Origin of the sequence: Staphylococcus capitis subsp. capitis (assembly GCF_040739495.1) — a bacterium.
Classification (GTDB): domain Bacteria; phylum Bacillota; class Bacilli; order Staphylococcales; family Staphylococcaceae; genus Staphylococcus; species Staphylococcus capitis.
The window spans coordinates 2,301,490-2,325,335 of record NZ_CP145263.1 but is presented as its reverse complement, the minus strand read 5'-3'; the positions used below and the strand labels follow the sequence as shown (position 1 = coordinate 2,325,335).

The following is a 23,846-nucleotide window of genomic DNA, read 5'->3' as shown; positions in this document are numbered from 1 at the left end:
ATTCGTCGGATTTTATAAATAAAGCGAGTGTGATTAACGATGTATTCAACTAAAATTGAGCCGTTTGATTAATCATAGTATGAATATAATGCCATACTAAATCTATATCTTTTTTCTTATTATCATATTTTGTGATGGCGCATATTGTTCTTTTTAATTCAGTATGTGAAAGAGGGATTTGGACCCAATCTTCGCTTTCGTTAAGATGAATATTTTCATTGCTAATAATAAATCCTTTATTTTGACGCACGAGATACTGAGCAAGTTGTTTGTTCGATAATGAATACACATTTGCTTTAATTAATTGTTCGAGTTTCTTTTTTATTGAGTTGGCGAAAGGCATGAGACAGTATAGTGATTCATTTTCAAGTTGAGTTAAAAGGGGTTGAGTTGTCAAAGTAATGGGATGGTCTTTAGGCGTATACATATGATATTTCTCTTCGAATAAAGGTGTGACATGAAGTTCTGTCTGTGTTGTTATATCCTTAGTCATTTCAATAAGCCCTATATCGAGTTGGCCCGAATTTACTCGATCTACAATGTGATTATGTTTCAAGAGTTGCGGCGTTATAATACTCTCACTTTGTTGTTCAAAGGATTGCACTAGTGGCAACATCATTTGTGAAATGTCGCCTTCTTCATAACCAATATAAATCGTCCGTTGATCTGTAGAAGCTTGCTGTTTAAATAATTGAATCGTGTGGTCCATTTGTTTGAGAATTTGAGTAGCTTGAGACATGAGTTTCTTTCCCTCGGAGGTGAGGATGATATTCCTACCACTTCTTTTAAAAAGGGTTACGTTCAACTCTTTCTCAAGTTGTGTGATTTGACGACTTACCGCTGACTGCGCAATGTTTAATTCTAAAGCTGCATCTGATATATGCTCACGACGTGCCACTTCTACAAAGTATTTAAGTTGTTTAATCTCCACAATAGCCACTCCTTATTAATTGACGAAAAATTCTAAAATTTAAAATAGTGTAAGTGTATTATAGCAATAATTTGAGTAATTGTTCTATTTTTTAGATGAGTTATATCTAATTTATATATTGAACAGATAAATATATTATATTATAGTAATTATTATCAAACTAAAATTGTCAGAAAATTCTAATAAGAGGAGTGTGCATCATGTACAATGAGAAATTAAAAAAAGGTTTATATGATTATCGTGAAGAGCATGATGCGTGTGGTATTGGATTTTATGCCAATATGGATAATAAGAGGTCTCATGATATTATTGAAAAATCTTTAGAAATGTTACGTCGGTTAGATCATCGAGGTGGCGTTGGTGCTGACGGTATCACTGGTGATGGTGCGGGCATAATGACTGAAATTCCATTTAAGTTTTTTGATCAATTAGATGAAATTAATATTCTCGGCGAAGGTAACTATGCTGTGGGATTATTTTTTTCTAAAGAAAAAATTAAAGATTCAATTCATGAACCCATTTTTAACTCATATTTCGAAAATGAAGGTTTCAAAGTTATTGGTTATCGAGATGTCCCTGTAAATACTAATGCAATTGCTAAACATGTTGCTGATACAATGCCTTACATTCAACAAGTCTTTGTAGATATTAGAGGCGTTGAACATGTTGAAAAACAATTATTTTTAGCGAGAAAACAGATTGAGAGATATGGAGAAGAGCAATCACTGGAGTTATATTTCACAAGTTTATCCAAGAGGACAATTGTTTATAAAGGTTGGTTACGCTCTGATCAAATCAAAGAATTATATTTAGATCTTCAGAATGAAACGTTTCAATCTAAATTAGGATTAGTGCATTCAAGATTTAGCACAAATACTTTTCCCAGCTGGAAACGTGCACATCCTAACCGGATGCTCATGCATAATGGTGAGATTAATACAATTAAAGGTAATGTGAATTGGATGAGAGCACGCCAAAATAAATTGGTTGAGACGTTATTTGGAGATGAAAAAGATAAAGTTCATTTCATTGTAGATGAAGATGGAAGTGATTCAGCTATTGTGGATAATGCGCTTGAGTTTCTTTCATTGGCTATGGAACCTGAAAAAGCAGCAATGTTATTGATTCCAGAACCTTGGTTATATAACAAAGCTAATGACAAAAATGTGCGTGCTTTTTATGAATATTATAGCTATCTAATGGAACCATGGGATGGCCCAACAATGATTTCATTTTGTAACGGCGATAAAATTGGTGCGCTTACAGATAGAAATGGTTTACGTCCAGGCCGCTATACGATTACTAAAGATAACTTTATTGTATTTTCTTCTGAAGTTGGTGTAGTTGATGTGCCGGAAGAGAATGTCGCTTTTAAAGGACAACTTAATCCAGGCAAATTGTTACTCGTCGACTTTTTACAAAATAAAGTAGTCGAAAACAATGACTTAAAGGCAGATATAGCTAGCGAATTACCTTATCAACAATGGTTAGAAACATTTAAAATTGATGATCGCTTTGATCGAATAGATTATGAGCCGTCTGATTGGGATGAACATACGTTATTTCGTTTGCAAAAGCAATTTGCCTATACTAAAGAAGATATAAATAAATACATGGTTGATTTAGTTAGTAGTAAAAAGGATCCTATTGGAGCGATGGGGTATGACGCACCAATTGCTGTTCTTAATGATAAGCCAGAATCATTATTTAATTATTTTAAACAATTATTTGCGCAAGTCACTAACCCTCCTATCGACGCTTATCGAGAGAAGATTGTAACGAGTGAAATGTCATATTTAGGTGGAGAAGGTAATTTACTTCATCCTGATGAGACAGCGCTACAACGTATTCAATTGAAGAAACCTGTTATTACTGAGGCACAACTTGCTTCCATAGACTCAAGTTGCTTCAATGTAACCCATCTATCAACGATGTATACAGGGGAGCTTGAAAGTGCATTAAACTCACTTGGAGAACAAGCAGTTGAAGCAGTAAAATCAGGTGCTAAGATCATTGTGCTAGATGATCAAACACTTGTCTCACAGGAAGGTTATGCGATGCCAATGTTACTTGCTCTTAGTCATGTTCATCAGTTACTGATACGTGAAGGATTGCGAATGGAGACAAGTCTTGTAACTCTAACAGGTGAAACTAGAGAGGTACATCATGTGGCATGTCTACTTGGATATGGTGCTAATGCAATCGTACCTTATCTTGCGCAACGTACGATTGAACAATTGACACTTCAAGGACAGTTATCTGGTTCAGTAATTGAGAACGTAGAAACGTATACACGCGTATTATCAGAAGGTGTCATAAAAGTTATGGCGAAAATGGGAATTTCAACTGTGCAAAGTTATCAAGGGGCGCAGATTTTTGAAGCAGTTGGATTATCTCAAGATGTTATAGATCGTTATTTTACTGGAACACAGTCAAAAATATCTGGAATAAGTATTAAACAAATCGACAATGAGAATAAAGCGCGACAAAGTAATGCAACAGATTACTTAGAATCAGGTAGTACATTTCAATGGAGACAACAAGGTCAACATCATGCATTTAACCCTCGTACAATCTTTTTACTACAACATGCTTGTAGAGAAAATGATTATGAACTGTTTAAAGAATTTTCAGAGGCAGTCAATGATAAACGTACAGATCACATACGTCATCTGTTAGAGTTTAAAAAACAAAAAGCCATTGATATTAGTCGTGTGGAGCCGGCAAGTGAAATTGTGAAAAGGTTTAATACTGGTGCTATGAGTTATGGTTCAATTTCAGCTGAAGCGCATGAAACTTTGGCACAGGCGATGAATCAAATTGGTGGTAAAAGCAATAGTGGAGAGGGCGGAGAAGATCCGTCTCGATATGAATTGCAAAAGGATGGAAGTAATAAGACGAGCGCAATTAAACAAGTTGCGTCCGGACGATTTGGTGTAACGAGTGATTATCTCCAACATGCAAGAGAGATTCAAATCAAAGTAGCACAAGGCGCTAAACCAGGGGAAGGTGGACAATTACCAGGGTCAAAGGTCTATCCGTGGATAGCTGAAACAAGAGGTTCAACACCGGGTATAGGATTGATTTCTCCTCCACCACATCACGATATTTATTCTATAGAAGATTTAGCTCAACTTATTCACGATTTAAAAAATGCGAATAAAGAAGCGGATATTGCAGTTAAATTAGTTTCTAAAACAGGCGTAGGAACCATCGCTTCAGGGGTAGCTAAAGCATTCGCCGATAAGATAGTCATTAGTGGTTATGACGGAGGTACTGGGGCTTCACCAAAGACCAGTATTCAACATGCTGGAGTTCCTTGGGAAATAGGACTAGCGGAAACACATCAAACATTGAAATTAAATCATTTACGTAGTCGAGTGAAGTTAGAAACAGATGGTAAGTTACTCACTGGAGTAGATGTAGCGTACGCTTGTGCGCTTGGAGCGGAAGAGTTTGGATTTGCGACAGCCCCACTTGTTGTATTGGGATGTATCATGATGCGTGTATGTCACAACGATACATGTCCAGTAGGAGTTGCTACGCAAAACAAAGATTTACGTGCGCTATTTACAGGTAAGGCGCAACATGTAGTCAACTTTATGTATTTCATTGCTGAAGAACTACGAGAAATTTTAGCTTCTCTAGGTCTAGAGGCAGTAGAGGAGTTAGTAGGTAGAACAGATTTACTACAGCGTTCTTCTAAGTTAACTTCTGGAAGCAAAGCTGCAGCAATTCAAATAGAGAATCTTATCGAACAGTCTGAAGGACCTAATACGAAACAAATAATGCAAGATCATCACTTAGATATCGGCTTTGATTTGAATTATCTATATCCAGATGCTAAGCACAGTATTCAAAATGGACATTCATTCACAGGAAGTTATGTGATCAACAATGAACAAAGAGATGTAGGCGTTATCACAGGTAGTGCCATTGCACGTCAATACGGAGAAAAAGGCCTCCCTGAGGATACAATATTCGCTTATACAGAAGGACATGCCGGCCAAAGTCTTGCTGCTTATGCGCCACACGGTTTGACGATTCATCATACTGGTGATGCGAATGACTATGTAGGTAAAGGTTTATCAGGTGGAACAGTTATTGTTAATGCGCCAAATGAAGAGCGAGAACAAGAAATTATCGCAGGTAATGTAAGTTTTTATGGAGCATCAAGAGGAAAAGCTTATATAAATGGTAAGGCGGGAGAACGTTTTTGTATTAGAAATAGTGGCGCTGATGTTGTGGTAGAAGGTATTGGAGACCACGGACTAGAGTACATGACTGGTGGACATGTCATTATTTTAGGAGATGTTGGTAAAAACTTTGGCCAAGGTATGAGTGGCGGCGTAAGTTATATCTTCCCATCAAGTATTGAAGAATTTAAAAAGGTCAATGCACTAGAAACTCTTGAATTTAGTGAGGTTCGCTATGATGAGGAAAAAGCATTAATTAAAGAGATGCTTGAAGCGCATTATAAACATACACGTAGTACGAAAGCACGACAAATTTTGAATCAATTTGAAAATGTAAGCCAATATGTAGTGAAAGTCATACCGAAAGATTACAAATTGATGATGCAAAAATTGATTTACAAAAACGACGAATAGAACAAGTAGATGAAGCGACACTCGCAGCATTTTATGATGATAGGAAAAGTATTGAAGAAGAATTACAACCAGCAGTAGTTTATTAAAAAAGTGGGGGATAATCATGGGCGAATTTAAAGGATTTATGAAATATAATAAACAGTCTTTATCAGAATTGTCTTTGGTAGATCGTCTTTCTGGTCATGATGCGTTTCAACAACGCTTTACTAAGGAAGATGCCTCCGTTCAAGGTGCACGCTGTATGGATTGTGGCACACCATTTTGTCAAACAGGACAGTTATATGGAAGAGAGACTATCGGCTGTCCTATTGGAAATTATATACCAGAGTGGAACGATTTAGTATATCATCAAGACTTTAAAACGGCTTATGAAAGATTGAGTGAGACAAATAATTTTCCGGAATTTACTGGACGTGTATGCCCCGCGCCATGTGAGAATTCTTGTGTCATGAAAATCAATAGAGAATCCGTTGCAATTAAAGGTATTGAGCGTACTATTATAGATGAAGCTTATGATAATGGTTGGGTTAAACCAAAGTATCCTGAAGAACTTAAAGAGCAAAAAGTTGCAATAGTAGGAAGTGGACCTGCAGGGCTTACAGCTGCTGAAGAACTCAACGTTAAAGGGTACCAAGTGACCGTGTTTGAAAAAGCACATGAACCAGGTGGCTTATTAATGTACGGTATCCCAAATATGAAATTAGATAAAGATGTAGTACGTCGTCGTATAGCGTTAATGAAAGAGGCAGGTATAGAGTTTAAAACAAGTGTTGAGATTGGTGTTGATATCAGTAAAGAAGAGCTTGAAGATGCATTTGATGCAATTGTTTTATGTACGGGTTCACAAAATGCGAGAGATTTACCTTTAGAAGGACGTATGGGCTTTGGTATTCATTTTGCAATGGATTACCTAACTGAACAAACACAATATCTCAATGGAGAAATTGATGAAGTTTCTATTACTGCTAAAGATAAAAACGTTATTATCATAGGTGCAGGTGATACAGGCGCCGACTGTGTAGCGACTGCATTGCGTGAAAACTGTAAATCAATCGTACAATTTAACAAGTATACTAAGCAGCCTGAAGAAATTACCTTTGAAAGTAATACATCTTGGCCTCTAGCCATGCCTGTATTTAAAATGGATTATGCGCATAAAGAATATGAAGCAAAATTTGGTAAAGAACCAAGAGCTTATGGGGTACAAACAATGCGCTATGATGTAGATGGTCTTGGTCGTGTGAGAGGATTGTACACTCAAGTGCTGCAAGAGACATCTGAAGGCATGGTAATGTCAGATGGTCCAGAACGTTTTTGGCCAGCTGATTTAGTCTTATTATCAATTGGTTTTATAGGAACAGAAACAACTATTCCTCATGCGTTTGGTATTAAAACTGAACGTAATAAAATAGTTGCTAATGACATTGACTTCCGAACTAATCATCCTAAATTTTTTGCAGCTGGAGATGCTCGTAGAGGTCAAAGTTTAGTCGTATGGGCAATCAAAGAAGGTCGTGCTGTAGCACGATCTGTTGATCAATATTTAAATAAAAAAATTCTAGTGTAGACACAAAATAATTATATTGACTTTTAATGAACGCTATTATATGATTGTTATTGTGTTCATTGGAGGAATACCCAAGTCCGGCTGAAGGGATCGGTCTTGAAAACCGACAGGGCCTTAACGGGCCGCGGGGGTTCGAATCCCTCTTCCTCCGCCATTAGAATTAAAATCCAAGACTAATAGATATAAAAGGCAAGTACTTATTTTAATGAGTATTTGCCTTTTTTATTTCGCTTTTACCCTCCTCTAACTGAATTGCTCATACATACAAATAGAATTTTTTTAAATTTATCGATTTTTATATATTAGCAATGTGCCTATCATTTCGAAATTTTGAGTTCATTAAAAGAGTAATCTAAACTTACACATAAGTTATTGATGAAATTTTTACGCTTGCAAAGGGATATGAAATTATAGTATTATAAATCTTACCGTGCTAGGTGGGGAGGTAGCGGTTCCCTGTACTCGAAATCCGCTTTATGCGAGACTTAATTCCTTTGTTGAGGGCGCATTTTTGTGAAGTCTGCCCGAAGCACGTAGTGTTTGAAGATTTCGGTCCTATGCAATATGAACCCATGAACCATGTCAGGTCCTGACGGAAGCAGCATTAAGTGGATCCTCATATGTGCCGTAGGGTAGCCGAGATTTAGCTGTCGACTTCGGTAACGTTTATGATATGCGTTCGATACAAAGGTGCACGGTATTATTATGAGATTTAAGCAAATATCACATAGATAAGAGGCTAGGACATATCAGATTGTCGTAGCCTTTTTTATTTTGGCAGTAGTTAACTGATTTGGAAATATGTTTGAACCAAGCTTCTCATACTTCTAAACAACTATGTCAGCAAGCCCCTACTAGTGATGAATTATAAAAAATTTTATATACAAACCAAGTTGGAGTGGGATAGTGAAATTAATTTTTTACAAATTTAAATTTCTATCCCACACTTCTTACATTAAATAGATTAATTTTCAATAATTTGTTAAGGTTATAACGAACTAAGCAAATAATATATAACGTGTATTGATATATCATTAAAAAGTTGATAGAAAAATTGGAGGATACATGCAAATATTTTTAAGTACTTTAACTGAAGTTGATTATGAACGATCACTTGATAGCATTGAACAAAATTATGATCAAGACCCAGAGATGAGTTGGAAAGAACGTTCCAGAGTTAAGAATCTCAGAAAATCCGAGAATTATAATTCTGAATTAGAAGTTATTGCTAAAAATGATACGAACGATGTCATTGGCCATGTCTTATTAGGAGAAATTTTATTAGTTTCTAATAATCATCAAACTACTGCACTAGCAGTTGGAGCTTTATCAGTACAACCAGATGTGCGTGAACAAGGACTAGGAAAAGCTTTAATGCAAGCAGTAGAAGAGCGTGCCAAAGCTGAAGGGTATCCAGCAATTTTTGTTCATTGCTATACTGAATTTTTCAATCACATAGGATACGTTGATGCGAAACAATACGATATTGTTATGGAAGAATTAGGTAACGATGACACCTTAAGTGTGAAATTTTTAACTTCAGACATAGCATCACTTCATGGTATGACTGTTATGTTACCTGAAGTATTTGATTAATTTTTTCATTGAAAAGAATTGTTACGAACATGATATAATGATGAGTAATTGTTAATGGAGGTGTTACAGTGGATTACCAAGCTTTGTATCGAATGTATAGACCGCAAAGTTTCGATGATGTTGTTGGACAAACACACGTCACGAAAACGTTACGTAATGCCATCTCTAAAGGTAAACAATCACATGCTTACATTTTCAGTGGACCCAGAGGAACTGGGAAGACAAGTATCGCAAAAGTGTTTGCCAAGGCGATTAATTGCCTTAATAGCGATGATGGAGAACCTTGTAATGAGTGTGCGATTTGTAAAGGTATTACTCAAGGTACAAATTCTGATGTGATTGAAATTGACGCGGCGAGTAATAACGGTGTGGATGAGATTAGAAATATAAGAGATAAAGTTAAATACGCACCAAGTGAATCCAAATATAAAGTATATATTATAGATGAGGTACATATGTTAACGACGGGGGCGTTCAACGCCTTACTTAAAACTTTGGAAGAGCCTCCTAGTCACGCGATATTTATTCTAGCGACTACAGAACCACATAAAATTCCTCCTACTATTATCTCTCGAGCACAACGTTTTGATTTTAAAGCGATTAGTATGGATCAAATTGTAGACCGCCTAAAGTTCGTAGCTGAATCACAGTCACTAGAGTATGACAATGCAGCATTAGAATTTATTGCTAAAACTTCAGAAGGTGGTATGCGTGATGCTTTAAGTATCATGGATCAAGCGATTGCTTTTGGGGACGAGCGTTTGACACTACAAGATGCGTTAAACGTGACTGGTAGCGTTGATGAAGCGGCATTAAATGATTTGTTCAAAGATGTTGTTGAGGGGAATGTTAAAGAAGCTTTTGGTAGATATCATCACTTTATTTCAGAAGGAAAAGAAGTGAATCGACTTATTAACGACATGATTTACTTCGTTAGAGATACGATAATGATAAAAACATCAAATGAATCAAATGAATCAATTGAATATGATGCTTTAGTTAGTTTTGAATTAGACACACTATATCGTATGATTGATATCATTAATGATACACTTGTTTCAATTCGTTTTAGCGTTAACCAAAACGTTCATTTTGAAGTGTTACTAGTTAAACTTGCGGAAATGATTAAAGCGCAACCACAGACTGTTCAGAATATGGCTACAACAGCTGTAGCTACTGAACCTGATAATGATGTACTGCTTCAACGTATGGAGCAACTTGAAAATGAATTAAAAACACTGAAAGCGCAAGGAGTTTCAAATAGTGGTCAAACACAACAACCGAAGAAACCTACACGTACAGTTCAACGCTCTAAAAATGCATTTTCAATGCAACAAATAGCTAAAGTATTAGATAAAGCTAATAAAGAAGACATAAAATTATTAAAAGACCACTGGCAAGAAGTGATTGATCATGCTAAAAGTAATGACAAAAAATCATTAGTAAGTTTACTCCAAAACTCAGAACCAGCGGCAGCGAGTGAAGATCATGTGTTAGTTAAGTTTGAAGAAGAGATTCATTGCGAAATTGTAAATAAAGATGATGAAAAGCGTAACAATATAGAGAGTGTAGTTTGTAATATAGTAAATAAAACAGTGAAAGTTGTTGGTGTACCTTCGGATCAATGGTTAAGAGTTAGATCTGAATATATTCAAAATCGTAACGCTAATGGTGAAAATAACAGCGAGTCAGGAGAGGCACAACAGCCAGCACAAGTTGATGTGGCCCAAAAGGCTAAAGATTTATTTGGTGAAGAAACAGTACATATGATAGACGAAGACTGATACATGACAAGCAATATATTCGTATGTATAATATAATAAAAGCTAATTTTTAATAGAGACTGTTTAATTTCAAGGAGGAAATGATATTATGCGCGGTGGCGGAAATATGCAACAAATGATGAAACAAATGCAAAAAATGCAAAAGAAAATGGCTCAAGAACAAGAAAAATTAAAAGAAGAACGCGTTGCTGGAACAGCTGGCGGCGGTATGGTTACTGTAACAGTTACTGGCCATAAAGAAGTTGTAGATGTAGAAATTAAAGAAGAAGCAGTAGATCCAGATGACGTTGAAATGCTTCAAGATTTAGTATTAGCTGCTACTAATGAAGCGATGAATAAAGCTGACGAGTTAACTCAAGAACGTTTAGGTAAACATACTCAAGGCTTAAACATCCCTGGAATGTGATAACACATGCAATATCCAGAACCAATTTCTAAACTTATAGACAGTTTTATGAAACTGCCAGGCATTGGACCTAAGACGGCTCAACGTCTGGCTTTTCATACTTTAGATATGAAGGAAGACGATGTTGTTCAATTTGCTAAAGCATTGGTAGATGTTAAAAGAGAACTTACTTATTGTAGTGTTTGTGGTCATATCACTGAAAATGACCCTTGCTACATTTGCCAAGATAAGCAACGTGATCGTTCGGTCATTTGTGTTGTTGAAGATGATAAAGACGTTATAGCGATGGAAAAAATGCGCGAGTATAAAGGTTTATATCATGTTCTACATGGTTCAATATCACCAATGGATGGTATAGGTCCAGAAGATATTAACATCCCAGCATTAGTTGAGCGACTAAAAAGTGATGAAGTTAAAGAACTTATTTTAGCAATGAATCCCAACTTAGAGGGAGAATCTACAGCAATGTATATTTCGAGATTAGTGAAGCCAATTGGTATTAAAGTAACACGTTTAGCACAAGGACTATCAGTTGGTGGAGATTTAGAATACGCAGATGAAGTTACGTTATCTAAAGCGATTGCTGGTAGAACTGAAATGTAGATTTAAAATTAATAAGAACGGGCTATAAATACCCAAAGGAGTATTAGCGCAAAGATGTTGTGAATTAGAAATCATCTTTGTGCTTTTTATTTTAATAATAGGGATTCTATAGATTCATGTTTTTGCTGTAAATTCTTAGCTAAGTTTTTCAAGAGTTGCTTATATGTGATTTTTAAATAGTATACGTAATTGGTTAGTAAATAAGGGGGGGGGAATTTTAGATATATTATAAGTTTAAATTTTATGTCCTTGAGTTTTTCCTGAGTAAGAGGGAATTCTTCATAAAAAATAGCGTAGAGAGGATAATGAATTTATGTTTTATAACTAAAACGGCTGACATTATTAAAGTAGTTGAGACTATGAAACAATAATGAAGTAACTAACTTCAAAAAAATTAAAATTTCTTTAAAGTTTGTGAAATGGCTATAGTAAGATTGTATAATTTATCGCAAAGTTCATTTTTGTCTCTAAAAACGACAGTTATTTCGATATAAAATCATAAAGTTCGGTTATTAGAGATATAGTGTAGTGATTTTGTTAAGCTAGTGTAAATTTTACTGTTGTTAAAACTCTCTAAAGCCTGTATAGTATTTATTTGTTGAGCGAAACAAATCAACTTAATTCTAAAAAAAGACAATAAAATTAATTATAAAAAGTTATTGACTTCATTATCAATAAAGCGTATAATTAATTCTTGTCGGTAAGAAAAATGAACATTGAAAACTGAATGACAATATGTCAACGTTAATTCCAATAAACGTAACGAAACGTTACAAACTATTTAGTATTTATGAGCTAATCAAACATCATAATTTTTTATGGAGAGTTTGATCCTGGCTCAGGATGAACGCTGGCGGCGTGCCTAATACATGCAAGTCGAGCGAACAGACGAGGAGCTTGCTCCTCTGATGTTAGCGGCGGACGGGTGAGTAACACGTGGATAACCTACCTATAAGACTGGGATAACTTCGGGAAACCGGAGCTAATACCGGATAACATGTTGAACCGCATGGTTCAACAGTGAAAGACGGTCTTGCTGTCACTTATAGATGGATCCGCGCCGCATTAGCTAGTTGGTAAGGTAACGGCTTACCAAGGCAACGATGCGTAGCCGACCTGAGAGGGTGATCGGCCACACTGGAACTGAGACACGGTCCAGACTCCTACGGGAGGCAGCAGTAGGGAATCTTCCGCAATGGGCGAAAGCCTGACGGAGCAACGCCGCGTGAGTGAAGAAGGTCTTCGGATCGTAAAACTCTGTTATTAGGGAAGAACAAATGTGTAAGTAACTATGCACGTCTTGACGGTACCTAATCAGAAAGCCACGGCTAACTACGTGCCAGCAGCCGCGGTAATACGTAGGTGGCAAGCGTTATCCGGAATTATTGGGCGTAAAGCGCGCGTAGGCGGTTTTTTAAGTCTGATGTGAAAGCCCACGGCTCAACCGTGGAGGGTCATTGGAAACTGGAAAACTTGAGTGCAGAAGAGGAAAGTGGAATTCCATGTGTAGCGGTGAAATGCGCAGAGATATGGAGGAACACCAGTGGCGAAGGCGACTTTCTGGTCTGTAACTGACGCTGATGTGCGAAAGCGTGGGGATCAAACAGGATTAGATACCCTGGTAGTCCACGCCGTAAACGATGAGTGCTAAGTGTTAGGGGGTTTCCGCCCCTTAGTGCTGCAGCTAACGCATTAAGCACTCCGCCTGGGGAGTACGACCGCAAGGTTGAAACTCAAAGGAATTGACGGGGACCCGCACAAGCGGTGGAGCATGTGGTTTAATTCGAAGCAACGCGAAGAACCTTACCAAATCTTGACATCCTCTGATCCCTCTAGAGATAGAGTTTTCCCCTTCGGGGGACAGAGTGACAGGTGGTGCATGGTTGTCGTCAGCTCGTGTCGTGAGATGTTGGGTTAAGTCCCGCAACGAGCGCAACCCTTAAGCTTAGTTGCCATCATTAAGTTGGGCACTCTAAGTTGACTGCCGGTGACAAACCGGAGGAAGGCGGGGATGACGTCAAATCATCATGCCCCTTATGATTTGGGCTACACACGTGCTACAATGGACAATACAAAGGGTAGCGAAACCGCGAGGTCAAGCAAATCCCATAAAGTTGTTCTCAGTTCGGATTGTAGTCTGCAACTCGACTACATGAAGCTGGAATCGCTAGTAATCGTAGATCAGCATGCTACGGTGAATACGTTCCCGGGTCTTGTACACACCGCCCGTCACACCACGAGAGTTTGTAACACCCGAAGCCGGTGGAGTAACCTTTTGGAGCTAGCCGTCGAAGGTGGGACAAATGATTGGGGTGAAGTCGTAACAAGGTAGCCGTATCGGAAGGTGCGGCTGGATCACCTCCTTTCTAAGGATATATTCGGAACATCTTCTTCGAAGATGAAAGGGATAACGTGACATATTGTATTCAGTTTTGAATGTTTATTAACATTCAAATTTGTACATTGAAAACTAGATAAGTAAGTAAATAGATTTTACCAAGCAAAACCGAGTGAATAGAGTTTTAAATAAGCTTGAATTCATAAAAATAATCGCTAGTGTTCGAAAGAACACTCACAAGATTAATAACGCGTTTCCTGGTGGAAACATAGATTAAGTTATTAAGGGCGCATGGTGGATGCCTTGGCACTAGAAGCCGAAGAAGGACGTTACTAACGACGATACGCTTTGGGTAGCTGTAAGTAAGCGTTGATCCAGAGATTTCCGAATGGGGGAACCCAACATGAGTTATGTCATGTTATCGACATGTGAATTCATAGCATGTCAGAAGGCAGACCCGGAGAACTGAAACATCTTAGTACCCGGAGGAAGAGAAAGAAAAATCGATTCCCTGAGTAGCGGCGAGCGAAACGGGAAGAGCCCAAACCAACAAGCTTGCTTGTTGGGGTTGTAGGACACTCTATACGGAGTTACAAAAGAACATGTTAGACGAATCATCTGGAAAGATGAATCAAAGAAGGTAATAATCCTGTAGTCGAAAACATATTCTCTCTTGAGTGGATCCTGAGTACGACGGAGCACGTGAAATTCCGTCGGAATCTAGGAGGACCATCTCCTAAGGCTAAATACTCTCTAGTGACCGATAGTGAACCAGTACCGTGAGGGAAAGGTGAAAAGTACCCCGGAAGGGGAGTGAAAGAGAACTTGAAACCGTGTGCTTACAAGTAGTCAGAGCCCGTTTATGGGTGATGGCGTGCCTTTTGTAGAATGAACCGGCGAGTTACGATCTGATGCAAGGTTAAGCAGCGAATGTGGAGCCGTAGCGAAAGCGAGTCTGAATAGGGCGTTGAGTATTTGGTCGTAGACCCGAAACCAGGTGATCTACCCTTGGTCAGGTTGAAGTTCAGGTAACACTGAATGGAGGACCGAACCGACTTACGTTGAAAAGTGAGCGGATGAACTGAGGGTAGCGGAGAAATTCCAATCGAACTTGGAGATAGCTGGTTCTCTCCGAAATAGCTTTAGGGCTAGCCTCAAGTGATGATTATTGGAGGTAGAGCACTGTTTGGACGAGGGGCCCCTCTCGGGTTACCGAATTCAGACAAACTCCGAATGCCAATCAATTTAACTTGGGAGTCAGAACATGGGTGATAAGGTCCGTGTTCGAAAGGGAAACAGCCCAGACCACCAGCTAAGGTCCCAAAATATATGTTAAGTGGAAAAGGATGTGGCGTTGCCCAGACAACTAGGATGTTGGCTTAGAAGCAGCCATCATTTAAAGAGTGCGTAATAGCTCACTAGTCGAGTGACACTGCGCCGAAAATGTACCGGGGCTAAACATATTACCGAAGCTGTGGATTGTCCTTCGGACAATGGTAGGAGAGCGTTCTAAGGGCGTTGAAGCATGATCGCAAGGACATGTGGAGCGCTTAGAAGTGAGAATGCCGGTGTGAGTAGCGAAAGACGGGTGAGAATCCCGTCCACCGATTGACTAAGGTTTCCAGAGGAAGGCTCGTCCGCTCTGGGTTAGTCGGGTCCTAAGCTGAGGCCGACAGGCGTAGGCGATGGATAACAGGTTGATATTCCTGTACCACCTAGTATCGTTTTAATCGATGGGGGGACGCAGTAGGATAGGCGAAGCGTGCTGTTGGAGTGCACGTCCAAGCAGTAAGGCTGAGTGTTAGGCAAATCCGGCACTCGTTAGGCTGAGCTGTGATGGGGAGAGGAAATTGTTTCCTCGAGTCGTTGATTTCACACTGCCGAGAAAAGCCTCTAGATAGATAACAGGTGCCCGTACCGCAAACCGACACAGGTAGTCAAGATGAGAATTCTAAGGTGAGCGAGCGAACTCTCGTTAAGGAACTCGGCAAAATGACCCCGTAACTTCGGGAGAAGGGGTGCTCTTTAGGGTTCACGCCCAGAAGAGCCGCAGTGAATAGGCCCAAGCGACTGTTTATCAAAAACACAGGTCTCTGCTAAACCGTAAGGTGATGTATAGGGGCTGACGCCTGCCCGGTGCTGGAAGGTTAAGAGGAGTGGTTAGCTTCTGCGAAGCCACGAATCGAAGCCCCAGTAAACGGCGGCCGTAACTATAACGGTCCTAAGGTAGCGAAATTCCTTGTCGGGTAAGTTCCGACCCGCACGAAAGGCGTAACGATTTGGGCACTGTCTCAACGAGAGACTCGGTGAAATCATAGTACCTGTGAAGATGCAGGTTACCCGCGACAGGACGGAAAGACCCCGTGGAGCTTTACTGTAGCCTGATATTGAAATTCGGCACAGCTTGTACAGGATAGGTAGGAGCCATTGAAACGTGAGCGCTAGCTTACGTGGAGGCGTTGGTGGGATACTACCCTAGCTGTGTTGGCTTTCTAACCCGCACCACTTATCGTGGTGGGAGACAGTGTCAGGCGGGCAGTTTGACTGGGGCGGTCGCCTCCTAAAAGGTAACGGAGGCGCTCAAAGGTTCCCTCAGAATGGTTGGAAATCATTCACAGAGTGTAAAGGCATAAGGGAGCTTGACTGCGAGACCTACAAGTCGAGCAGGGTCGAAAGACGGACTTAGTGATCCGGTGGTTCCGCATGGAAGGGCCATCGCTCAACGGATAAAAGCTACCCCGGGGATAACAGGCTTATCTCCCCCAAGAGTTCACATCGACGGGGAGGTTTGGCACCTCGATGTCGGCTCATCGCATCCTGGGGCTGTAGTCGGTCCCAAGGGTTGGGCTGTTCGCCCATTAAAGCGGTACGCGAGCTGGGTTCAGAACGTCGTGAGACAGTTCGGTCCCTATCCGTCGTGGGCGTAGGAAATTTGAGAGGAGCTGTCCTTAGTACGAGAGGACCGGGATGGACATACCTCTGGTGTACCAGTTGTCGTGCCAACGGCATAGCTGGGTAGCTATGTATGGACGGGATAAGTGCTGAAAGCATCTAAGCATGAAGCCCCCCTCAAGATGAGATTTCCCAACTTCGGTTATAAGATCCCTCGAAGATGACGAGGTTAATAGGTTCGAGGTGGAAGCGTGGTGACACGTGGAGCTGACGAATACTAATCGATCGAAGACTTAATCAATATTAAAATGTTTTGCGACGCAAAATCATTACTTACTATCTAGTTTTGAATGTATAACACATTCATTTGTCTGGTGACAATGGCAAGGAGGTCACACCTGTTCCCATGCCGAACACAGAAGTTAAGCTCCTTAGCGCCGATGGTAGTCGGGCTTACGTCCCGCTAGAGTAGGACGTTGCCAGGCAAAACGAGAGACCGTAAGGTCTCTTTTTTTATGCGAAAGATAAAAGGTGAGAAGTTACCAAGAATCATAGCTATAGAGGAGAACTATTCTCTGCGAAGAGAAAGCGTTTGAAGCTGATGAATTGCGAAAATAAAGAGGTTTAAAAAAATAAAGATCAATTATTTCAAAGAAAGAACGAGCATAAATTTTTCTAGTATTAGTGAAGTATTAGAGAAATTTATGCTTTTTTAATACACTAGTAGTAAATGAGTAAATTTTTGAGGAGCATTAATATGATTATAAGAGCTTTAGAGGAAACGGATTTACCTTTCGTACATCATTTAAATAATGAATATTCAATTATGTCATATTGGTTTGAAGAACCTTATCAATCACTTAGTGAATTAGAAAATCTTTATAAAAAGCATATTTTAGATGAATCTGAGCGACGATTTATCATTGAAGAAGATGAAGTATCTATCGGTGTAGTAGAGTTATTAGAAATCAATTTTATACATCGTACTTGTGAAGTTTTAATTATTATAGATCCTCAATTTGCGAATCGTGGTTATGCTAAAAAAGCTTTCAAAATGGCAATTGATTATGCATTTTTAGTATTAAATATGAATAAAGTATATTTATATGTAGACATTAAAAATGAAAAAGCTGTTCACATTTATAAAAGTAATAATTTCGAGATTGAAGGTACATTAAAGGAACATTTCTATACACGTGGAGAGTATAGAGATTGTTATGTGATGGGATTATTAAAGAGAAATTGGGTTAATCAACATGATGATGATTTATCTCATATTAGGTAGAAGTGTTGCATTGGGAGAATAGAAAAGAGTGGATAAGATGGAAAAACCTATAACAAATAAACTTGAAGAGTTAATTGATAATAAAGTTATTTCAATGCATGTTCCAGGACATAAGAACATGACTATAGGAAATTTAAATCAACTAAAAATTAATATGGATATGACAGAAATTACGGGACTTGATGATATGCATCAACCAGAAGATATCATTTTAGAAAGTATGACTCATTTTAAAAAACACGATGATTATGATGCATTTTTGCTTATTAATGGGACTACTTCAGGGATACTCTCTGTGATACAGGCATTTTCAGAGGAAAAGGGACGATATCTTATTAGTAGAAATGTTCATAAATCAGTTTTCTATGGTTTAGACTTAGCAAAAGCACAAGCTACTTTTACAGCTATGCATCAAAGCAACCTAACATGTCAATATGTAGAACCGATACTAGAAGATGTGATTGAGGATTATAAGCTAGGTATTTGTACATATCCAAATTATTACGGAGAAACATTTAATATTGGAAATTTCATTAATAAATTACATGATAATGGCATTCCAGTATTAGTAGATGAAGCGCATGGCGCACATTTCGATCTCGAAGGTTTTCCAACTTCGTCTATGAATTATGGTGCGGATTATGTGGTTCAGTCTTATCATAAAACGTTACCAGCTTTAACCATGGGCTCAGTTTTATTTATACATAAAGATGCGCCTTTACGTTCACAAGTAATAGAGTATTTATCTTATTTTCAAACTTCAAGTCCCTCATATTTAGTTATGTCTAGTTTAGAATATGCTCAAGAATTCTATAATGAATTTAAAAGTGAGTTATTCTTTGAAAAGAGAAAACATTTTATAAAAGTATTAAAAAAGAAAGGATTCAACATTGGTGAACCCGACGATGCTGTTAAATTAGTCGTTAGTTATGATGGTTTTGAAGGGTATGATATACAACGTTGGTTCGAAGATCATAATATTTTTGTTGAATTAGTTGATGAGCATCAAATTTTGCTAGTATTACCACTTTGGCATGAAAATGACGTATTTCCGTTTCAATTATTAATTAAAACAATAAATGAAATGGAGATTCCTGAACGAGCTGAACATGCTCCTAAAAAATTGAATTTGATGTTAGCATCGAGTGAGTATTGGGCAGTTCATTTTCCAAAAGTAAAAGAGATAGCAATTCATCAAGCGGAAGGTGAAGTTTTAGCACAGCATATTGTGCCATATCCTCCGGGAATCCCAGTAATGTTTAGAGGAGAAGTTATCACGACACATATGATAAAATTATTACAACATTATTCAAACCTCGGAATAAAAGTTGAAGGTTTGAAAGATCAAAATATTTTAGTTAAGGATGAATAAAATGTCAGCTTTTATAACGTTTGAAGGGCCTGAAGGAGCAGGAAAAACCTCTGTAATATCGAAAGTAAGTCAAAAATTAGCTACAGATATGGATGTTATTACAACTCGTGAACCTGGTGGAGTTCCTACAGGAGAAGAAATACGTAGAGTTGTATTAGAGGGAAATAACATGGATATTCGTACTGAGGCGATGTTGTTTGCAGCCTCAAGACGTGAGCACCTTGTTGAAAAAGTTATCCCGGCATTAAAAAAAGATAAAATTGTACTATGTGATAGATATATTGATAGTTCTTTAGCTTATCAAGGATATGCAAGGGGTATAGGTATTGAAGAAGTGAAAACTTTAAATGAATTTGCAATAAATGGATTGTATCCTGACTTAACTATTTATTTAGATGTAAGTGCTGAAGTAGGACATCAACGTATCCTTAAAAATCAACGTAATCAAAACCGTTTAGATCAGGAAGATAAGGCGTTTCATGAGAAAGTGATTGAAGGTTATCAGAGAATTATCGATAGCGATCCTGAACGTTTTGTTAAAGTAAATGCGGATCAGGATTTGGAAAATGTTGTTGAAGAAGCTTACCAATCTATCATCAAATATTTAAAAAATATGTGATATAATATTAATAAGAGGTGTTATAAAATGAAGATGATTATAGCGATCGTCCAAGATCAAGATAGTCAAGAACTTTCAGACCAACTCGTAAAAAATAATTTTAGAGCAACTAAATTGGCTACTACAGGCGGATTTTTAAGAGCCGGTAATACTACATTCTTATGTGGTGTTAATGATGAACGTGTTGAAGAACTATTAACGGTTATTGATAACACTTGTGGTAATAGAGAACAACTTGTTTCTCCAATTACTCCAATGGGTGGTAGTGCTGATTCATATATTCCATATCCAGTTGAAGTTGAAGTAGGTGGAGCAACAGTATTTGTTATGCCAATCGAGGCCTTTCACCAATTTTAAATAGAAATAAATGGTCGTTAAATCAAGTGTATGTAGTTTTAAGAGCTGATTAATAGCGACTATACTGGAATCAATTCAGTTATGAAATAGTAATTATTTTAATTACAATGTTGGGCTGCTTTGAAATGTAGCTTAGGATTGAGGTCATATTCATTCAAAACATGGTTTATCCTTTGAGTTATAGCATTGAAATTCGTTATTATATGAATTAATGTAAAGGATTACTGTTCGCATTGTTAAATTTGATTGAAGTAAGATGTCTACAATCTCAAGCTAATTTTTGAGTAGTCTTTTTTTATATAAGAAATTAAGAAGGAGTCGTAAATCATGGATGAACAACAACAGTTAGCTCATGCATATCATTCGAATAAGTTATCACACGCTTATTTATTTGAGGGTGACGATGCTCAAACTATGAAACATGTAGCTATTAACTTTGCTAAGTTGATTTTGTGTGCAGAGGATAGCCAGTGCGAACTGAAAGTTGATACATTTAATCATCCTGATTTTATGTATGTTTCTTCTGATGAGAACACGATTAAGAAAGAACAAATAGAAAGACTCGTACACTATATGAATCAATTGCCGATTGAAGGACGCTATAAAGTGTATATTATCGAAGATTTTGAAAAATTAACTGTTCAAGGTGAAAATAGTATACTAAAATTTTTAGAAGAACCACCAGAGAATACAATCGCGATTTTATTATCGACTAAACCAGAACAAATCTTGGATACGATACATTCTAGGTGTCAACATGTTTATTTTAAGCCAATTGATAGAAAACAGTTTATTGAGCGATTGGTTGAAGCATCACTAACTAAACCTGTTGCTGAAATGATAAGTACATACACAACTCAAGTTGAGACAGCAATAGCATTGAATGAAGAATATGATTTAACTGCTTTAAGAAAGTCAGTTATCCGTTGGTGTGAACTTATTTTATCTAATAAACCAATGGCGATGATTGGTATTATTGATTTGCTTAAACAGGCTAAGAATCGCAAATTACAATTGTTAACATTAGCAGCAGTAAATGGTTTTTTTGAAGACATGATGCATGCAAAAGTAAATATAGATAATCATTTTATATATAGTGATTTGAGTGTGGAAATGAAAAAATACGCGGAAAGTTTAACGTTTAATCAAATGACTCTGATGTATGACCAACTGACTGAAGCTCATAAGAAATTAAATCAAAACGTTAATCCAACACTCGTATTTGAACAAATAGTAATAAGAGGTGTGAGATGAGATGCCAAATGTTGTAGGTGTTCAGTTTCAAAAAGCAGGGAAATTGGAATATTATGCGCCTAACCAACTAAATGTGAACGTTGGCGATTGGGTGGTCGTTGAGTCTAAACGAGGCATTGAAATAGGTATTGTAAAATTCCCGCCGAAAGATGTCGCTAATGAAGATGTTACTTTACCTTTAAAGGAGATTATTCGAGTAGTCAATGAAGAAGATGAAGAACAATATTATAATAATGAGCGCGACGCAAAACAGGCTTTAGAACTTTGTAAGAGAGTGGTAAAGGAACAAAATTTGGATATGCGTTTAGTAAATTGTGAATACACACTAGATAAGTCGAAGGTTATTTTCAATTTTACTGCAGATGACCGTATTGATTTTCGAAAATTAGTTAAGGTATTGGCACAAAATTTAAAAACAAGAATTGAATTACGACAAATTGGCGTAAGAGATGAAGCGAAGTTATTAGGTGGTATTGGGCCATGCGGTCGTTCGCTTTGTTGTTCAACATTTTTAGGCGACTTTGAACCTGTATCTATTAAAATGGCTAAGGATCAAAACCTATCATTGAATCCAACTAAAATTTCAGGAGCATGTGGGCGGTTAATGTGTTGTTTGAAATATGAAAATGATTATTACGAAGAAGCAAGAGCACAGTTGCCCGATGTTGGTGAGTTAGTTCAAACTCCTGATGGAAGTGGAAAAGTTATAGGTTTAAATATTTTAGATATTTCAATGCAAGTAAAAATAGAAGGACTTGAACAACCATTAGAGTACAAAATGGAAGAAATTGAAGCGTTTAACTAAGGAGGTTTAGCGACCTTTGAATAGAAATGAATTATTCGAGAGATTAATGCGACTTGAACGAAATGTAGGACAATTAACGAACGATATGACTGAACTCAAAGATTTAGCTGTTGAACTTGTTGAAGAGAATGTGGCGTTGCAAGTTGAAAATGATAATCTAAAAAGATTGATGGAGAAAGACGAGCAGTCAGAATCTAACAATGAAGAAAGAAGTCATTCAAAGCACGTTAAAACGCCTTCTCCAAGTAAAGATAATTTAGCTATGTTATATCGAGAAGGATTTCATATATGTAAAGGCGAATTGTTTGGAAAACACAGACACGGAGAAGATTGCCTACTGTGTTTAAATGTATTAAGTGATTAATGTTTTGAAAGGTCGATATGATTAAATTTAAGGGTGTATTATATGTATGAAAAGAAAATCATGCTATAATGACATCCTTTTTTTAGGAGTAAAAGTATGCTTAAAGAAAATGAGAGATTAGATTGTTTAATTAAAGAGGGGTATGAGATTATTCAAAATGATGATGTGTTTTCTTTTTCAACAGATGCACTGTTATTAGGACATTTGATTGAAGTTAGAAAAAACGATCGAATCATGGACTTATGTTCTGGAAACGGTGTTATACCTTTGCTATTAGCCGCAAAGTGCAATCAAAAGATAGAAGCCATTGAAATTCAAGACCAATTAGTAGAAATGGCTCGTCGCAGTTTTGTACACAATAGCTTAGATGAGAGACTTACAATGTATCTGATGGATTTGAACAATGTATATGACACCTTCAAACCTTCTCAATATACTTTAGTCACATGTAACCCACCTTATTTTAAAGTGAATCAACTGAATCAACATCAAAAAGAAGCGCATAAAATAGCACGTCATGAGGTAATGTGTGATTTCACTGATTGCGTTAAAGCTGCACGGCATTTGCTTAAGGAAGGTGGACGATTTATCGTCGTACATCGTGCGGATAGGCTTATGGATGTCTTAACTGAAATGAGAAATGGTAAAATTGAACCTAAGAAACTCACTTTTGTATACAGTAAAGCTAATAAATCAGCACAAACGATTGTAGTTGAGGGACGAAAAGGTGGGAAACAAGGACTAGATATACAGCAACCTTTTTATATTTACAATCAAGATGGTACATATAGTGATGAAATGAAAGGCATATATTATGGATAGACATTTTGTTTATATAGTTAAATGTATGGATGGCAGTTTGTATACTGGTTATGCGAAAGACGTGAATGCGCGTGTTGCAAAACATAATGAAGGTAAAGGTGCTAAATATACTAAAATAAGACGTCCGGTAGAGTTAGTTTATCAAGAAATGTATGGGACAAAATCTGAAGCGTTAAAAAGAGAGTATGAAATTAAAACATTTTCTAGAAAGAAAAAATTAAAAATGATTGAGGAGGGGTAA

15 protein-coding genes, 1 tRNA gene, 3 rRNA genes, 1 other RNA gene and 1 pseudogene are annotated in these 23,846 nt (G+C 37.5%); 20 read left to right on the top strand and 1 reads right to left on the bottom strand.

The annotated features are described in order from the left end of the window. Window positions 1-49: 49 nt before the first annotated feature. Complete coding sequence (locus V6C74_RS11590; RefSeq protein WP_002454494.1) at window positions 50-931, bottom strand: LysR family transcriptional regulator; 882 nt, start codon at window positions 929-931, stop codon at window positions 50-52. Window positions 932-1,131: 200 nt separating this feature from the next. Between V6C74_RS11590 and gltB the strand changes: the two are divergent. The 20 genes and pseudogenes from gltB (at window position 1,132) to V6C74_RS11490 (ending at window position 23,846) form a co-directional block, all read left to right on the top strand. Next, a pseudogene (gltB, locus tag V6C74_RS11585) lies at window positions 1,132-5,627 on the top strand (glutamate synthase large subunit). A gap of 17 nt (window positions 5,628-5,644) precedes the next feature. After that, entirely contained in the window at window positions 5,645-7,108 is a 1,464-nt protein-coding gene (locus V6C74_RS11580) for a glutamate synthase subunit beta (protein WP_002454496.1), read from the top strand. Window positions 7,109-7,169: 61 nt separating this feature from the next. Continuing rightward, window positions 7,170-7,262, top strand: a tRNA-Ser gene (locus V6C74_RS11575). A 274-nt stretch (window positions 7,263-7,536) separates the two neighbouring features. Next, window positions 7,537-7,806, top strand: an RNA gene (ffs, locus tag V6C74_RS11570) — signal recognition particle sRNA large type. Window positions 7,807-8,173: 367 nt separating this feature from the next. Next, window positions 8,174-8,704, top strand: coding sequence for a GNAT family N-acetyltransferase (locus V6C74_RS11565; protein ID WP_002454497.1), 531 nt, complete (start codon window positions 8,174-8,176; stop codon window positions 8,702-8,704). Between the two features lie 68 nt (window positions 8,705-8,772). Continuing rightward, window positions 8,773-10,488 (top strand): DNA polymerase III subunit gamma/tau, encoded by a 1,716-nt coding sequence (gene dnaX, locus V6C74_RS11560; protein WP_103175455.1) that lies wholly within the window; start codon window positions 8,773-8,775, stop codon window positions 10,486-10,488. A gap of 88 nt (window positions 10,489-10,576) precedes the next feature. After that, entirely contained in the window at window positions 10,577-10,894 is a 318-nt protein-coding gene (locus V6C74_RS11555) for a YbaB/EbfC family nucleoid-associated protein (RefSeq protein WP_002434018.1), read from the top strand. A 6-nt stretch (window positions 10,895-10,900) separates the two neighbouring features. After that, window positions 10,901-11,497 (top strand): recombination mediator RecR, encoded by a 597-nt coding sequence (gene recR, locus V6C74_RS11550; RefSeq protein ID WP_002434514.1) that lies wholly within the window; start codon window positions 10,901-10,903, stop codon window positions 11,495-11,497. A gap of 815 nt (window positions 11,498-12,312) precedes the next feature. After that, window positions 12,313-13,863 (top strand): 16S ribosomal RNA (locus tag V6C74_RS11545). Between the two features lie 243 nt (window positions 13,864-14,106). Continuing rightward, window positions 14,107-17,028: ribosomal RNA gene (locus tag V6C74_RS11540) — 23S ribosomal RNA — on the top strand. Window positions 17,029-17,097: 69 nt separating this feature from the next. Continuing rightward, window positions 17,098-17,212, top strand: a 5S ribosomal RNA gene (gene rrf, locus V6C74_RS11535). Together the 16S, 23S and 5S rRNA genes form the textbook arrangement of a ribosomal RNA operon. Window positions 17,213-17,484: 272 nt before the next feature. Then, window positions 17,485-18,012 (top strand): GNAT family N-acetyltransferase, encoded by a 528-nt coding sequence (locus V6C74_RS11530; RefSeq protein WP_002436836.1) that lies wholly within the window; start codon window positions 17,485-17,487, stop codon window positions 18,010-18,012. 37 nt (window positions 18,013-18,049) lie between these two features. Next, window positions 18,050-19,384, top strand: coding sequence for an aminotransferase class I/II-fold pyridoxal phosphate-dependent enzyme (locus tag V6C74_RS11525; protein WP_016898883.1), 1,335 nt, complete (start codon window positions 18,050-18,052; stop codon window positions 19,382-19,384). Between the two features lies 1 nt (window position 19,385). Continuing rightward, complete coding sequence (tmk, locus tag V6C74_RS11520; protein ID WP_016898884.1) at window positions 19,386-20,003, top strand: dTMP kinase; 618 nt, start codon at window positions 19,386-19,388, stop codon at window positions 20,001-20,003. Window positions 20,004-20,030: 27 nt separating this feature from the next. Next, window positions 20,031-20,360, top strand: coding sequence for a cyclic-di-AMP receptor (locus tag V6C74_RS11515; RefSeq protein ID WP_002452447.1), 330 nt, complete (start codon window positions 20,031-20,033; stop codon window positions 20,358-20,360). A gap of 327 nt (window positions 20,361-20,687) precedes the next feature. Further along, window positions 20,688-21,614 (top strand): DNA polymerase III subunit delta', encoded by a 927-nt coding sequence (locus tag V6C74_RS11510; protein ID WP_002436832.1) that lies wholly within the window; start codon window positions 20,688-20,690, stop codon window positions 21,612-21,614. A gap of 1 nt (window position 21,615) precedes the next feature. Next, window positions 21,616-22,419: a stage 0 sporulation family protein gene (locus V6C74_RS11505; protein ID WP_002452448.1), complete on the top strand. Its 804-nt coding sequence runs from the start codon at window positions 21,616-21,618 to the stop codon at window positions 22,417-22,419. A 16-nt stretch (window positions 22,420-22,435) separates the two neighbouring features. Beyond that, entirely contained in the window at window positions 22,436-22,783 is a 348-nt protein-coding gene (gene yabA / locus V6C74_RS11500; protein ID WP_002436812.1) for a DNA replication initiation control protein YabA, read from the top strand. Between the two features lie 96 nt (window positions 22,784-22,879). Beyond that, window positions 22,880-23,605, top strand: coding sequence for a tRNA1(Val) (adenine(37)-N6)-methyltransferase (locus V6C74_RS11495; protein WP_016898885.1), 726 nt, complete (start codon window positions 22,880-22,882; stop codon window positions 23,603-23,605). Continuing rightward, window positions 23,598-23,846, top strand: a complete 249-nt coding sequence (locus V6C74_RS11490) for a GIY-YIG nuclease family protein (protein ID WP_002436834.1) — start codon at window positions 23,598-23,600, stop codon at window positions 23,844-23,846. The genes V6C74_RS11495 and V6C74_RS11490 overlap by 8 nt, the downstream gene beginning before the upstream one ends.

Coding starts and splice junctions, on each gene's coding strand:
- V6C74_RS11495 (WP_016898885.1), top strand. CDS start 22,880: ATGCTTAAAGAAAATGAGAGATTAGATTGTTTAATTAAAGAGGGGTAT.
- V6C74_RS11565 (WP_002454497.1), top strand. CDS start 8,174: ATGCAAATATTTTTAAGTACTTTAACTGAAGTTGATTATGAACGATCA.
- V6C74_RS11490 (WP_002436834.1), top strand. CDS start 23,598: ATGGATAGACATTTTGTTTATATAGTTAAATGTATGGATGGCAGTTTG.
- V6C74_RS11530 (WP_002436836.1), top strand. CDS start 17,485: ATGATTATAAGAGCTTTAGAGGAAACGGATTTACCTTTCGTACATCAT.
- V6C74_RS11580 (WP_002454496.1), top strand. CDS start 5,645: ATGGGCGAATTTAAAGGATTTATGAAATATAATAAACAGTCTTTATCA.
- V6C74_RS11555 (WP_002434018.1), top strand. CDS start 10,577: ATGCGCGGTGGCGGAAATATGCAACAAATGATGAAACAAATGCAAAAA.
- tmk (WP_016898884.1), top strand. CDS start 19,386: ATGTCAGCTTTTATAACGTTTGAAGGGCCTGAAGGAGCAGGAAAAACC.
- V6C74_RS11505 (WP_002452448.1), top strand. CDS start 21,616: ATGCCAAATGTTGTAGGTGTTCAGTTTCAAAAAGCAGGGAAATTGGAA.
- recR (WP_002434514.1), top strand. CDS start 10,901: ATGCAATATCCAGAACCAATTTCTAAACTTATAGACAGTTTTATGAAA.
- V6C74_RS11515 (WP_002452447.1), top strand. CDS start 20,031: ATGAAGATGATTATAGCGATCGTCCAAGATCAAGATAGTCAAGAACTT.
- V6C74_RS11525 (WP_016898883.1), top strand. CDS start 18,050: ATGGAAAAACCTATAACAAATAAACTTGAAGAGTTAATTGATAATAAA.
- V6C74_RS11510 (WP_002436832.1), top strand. CDS start 20,688: ATGGATGAACAACAACAGTTAGCTCATGCATATCATTCGAATAAGTTA.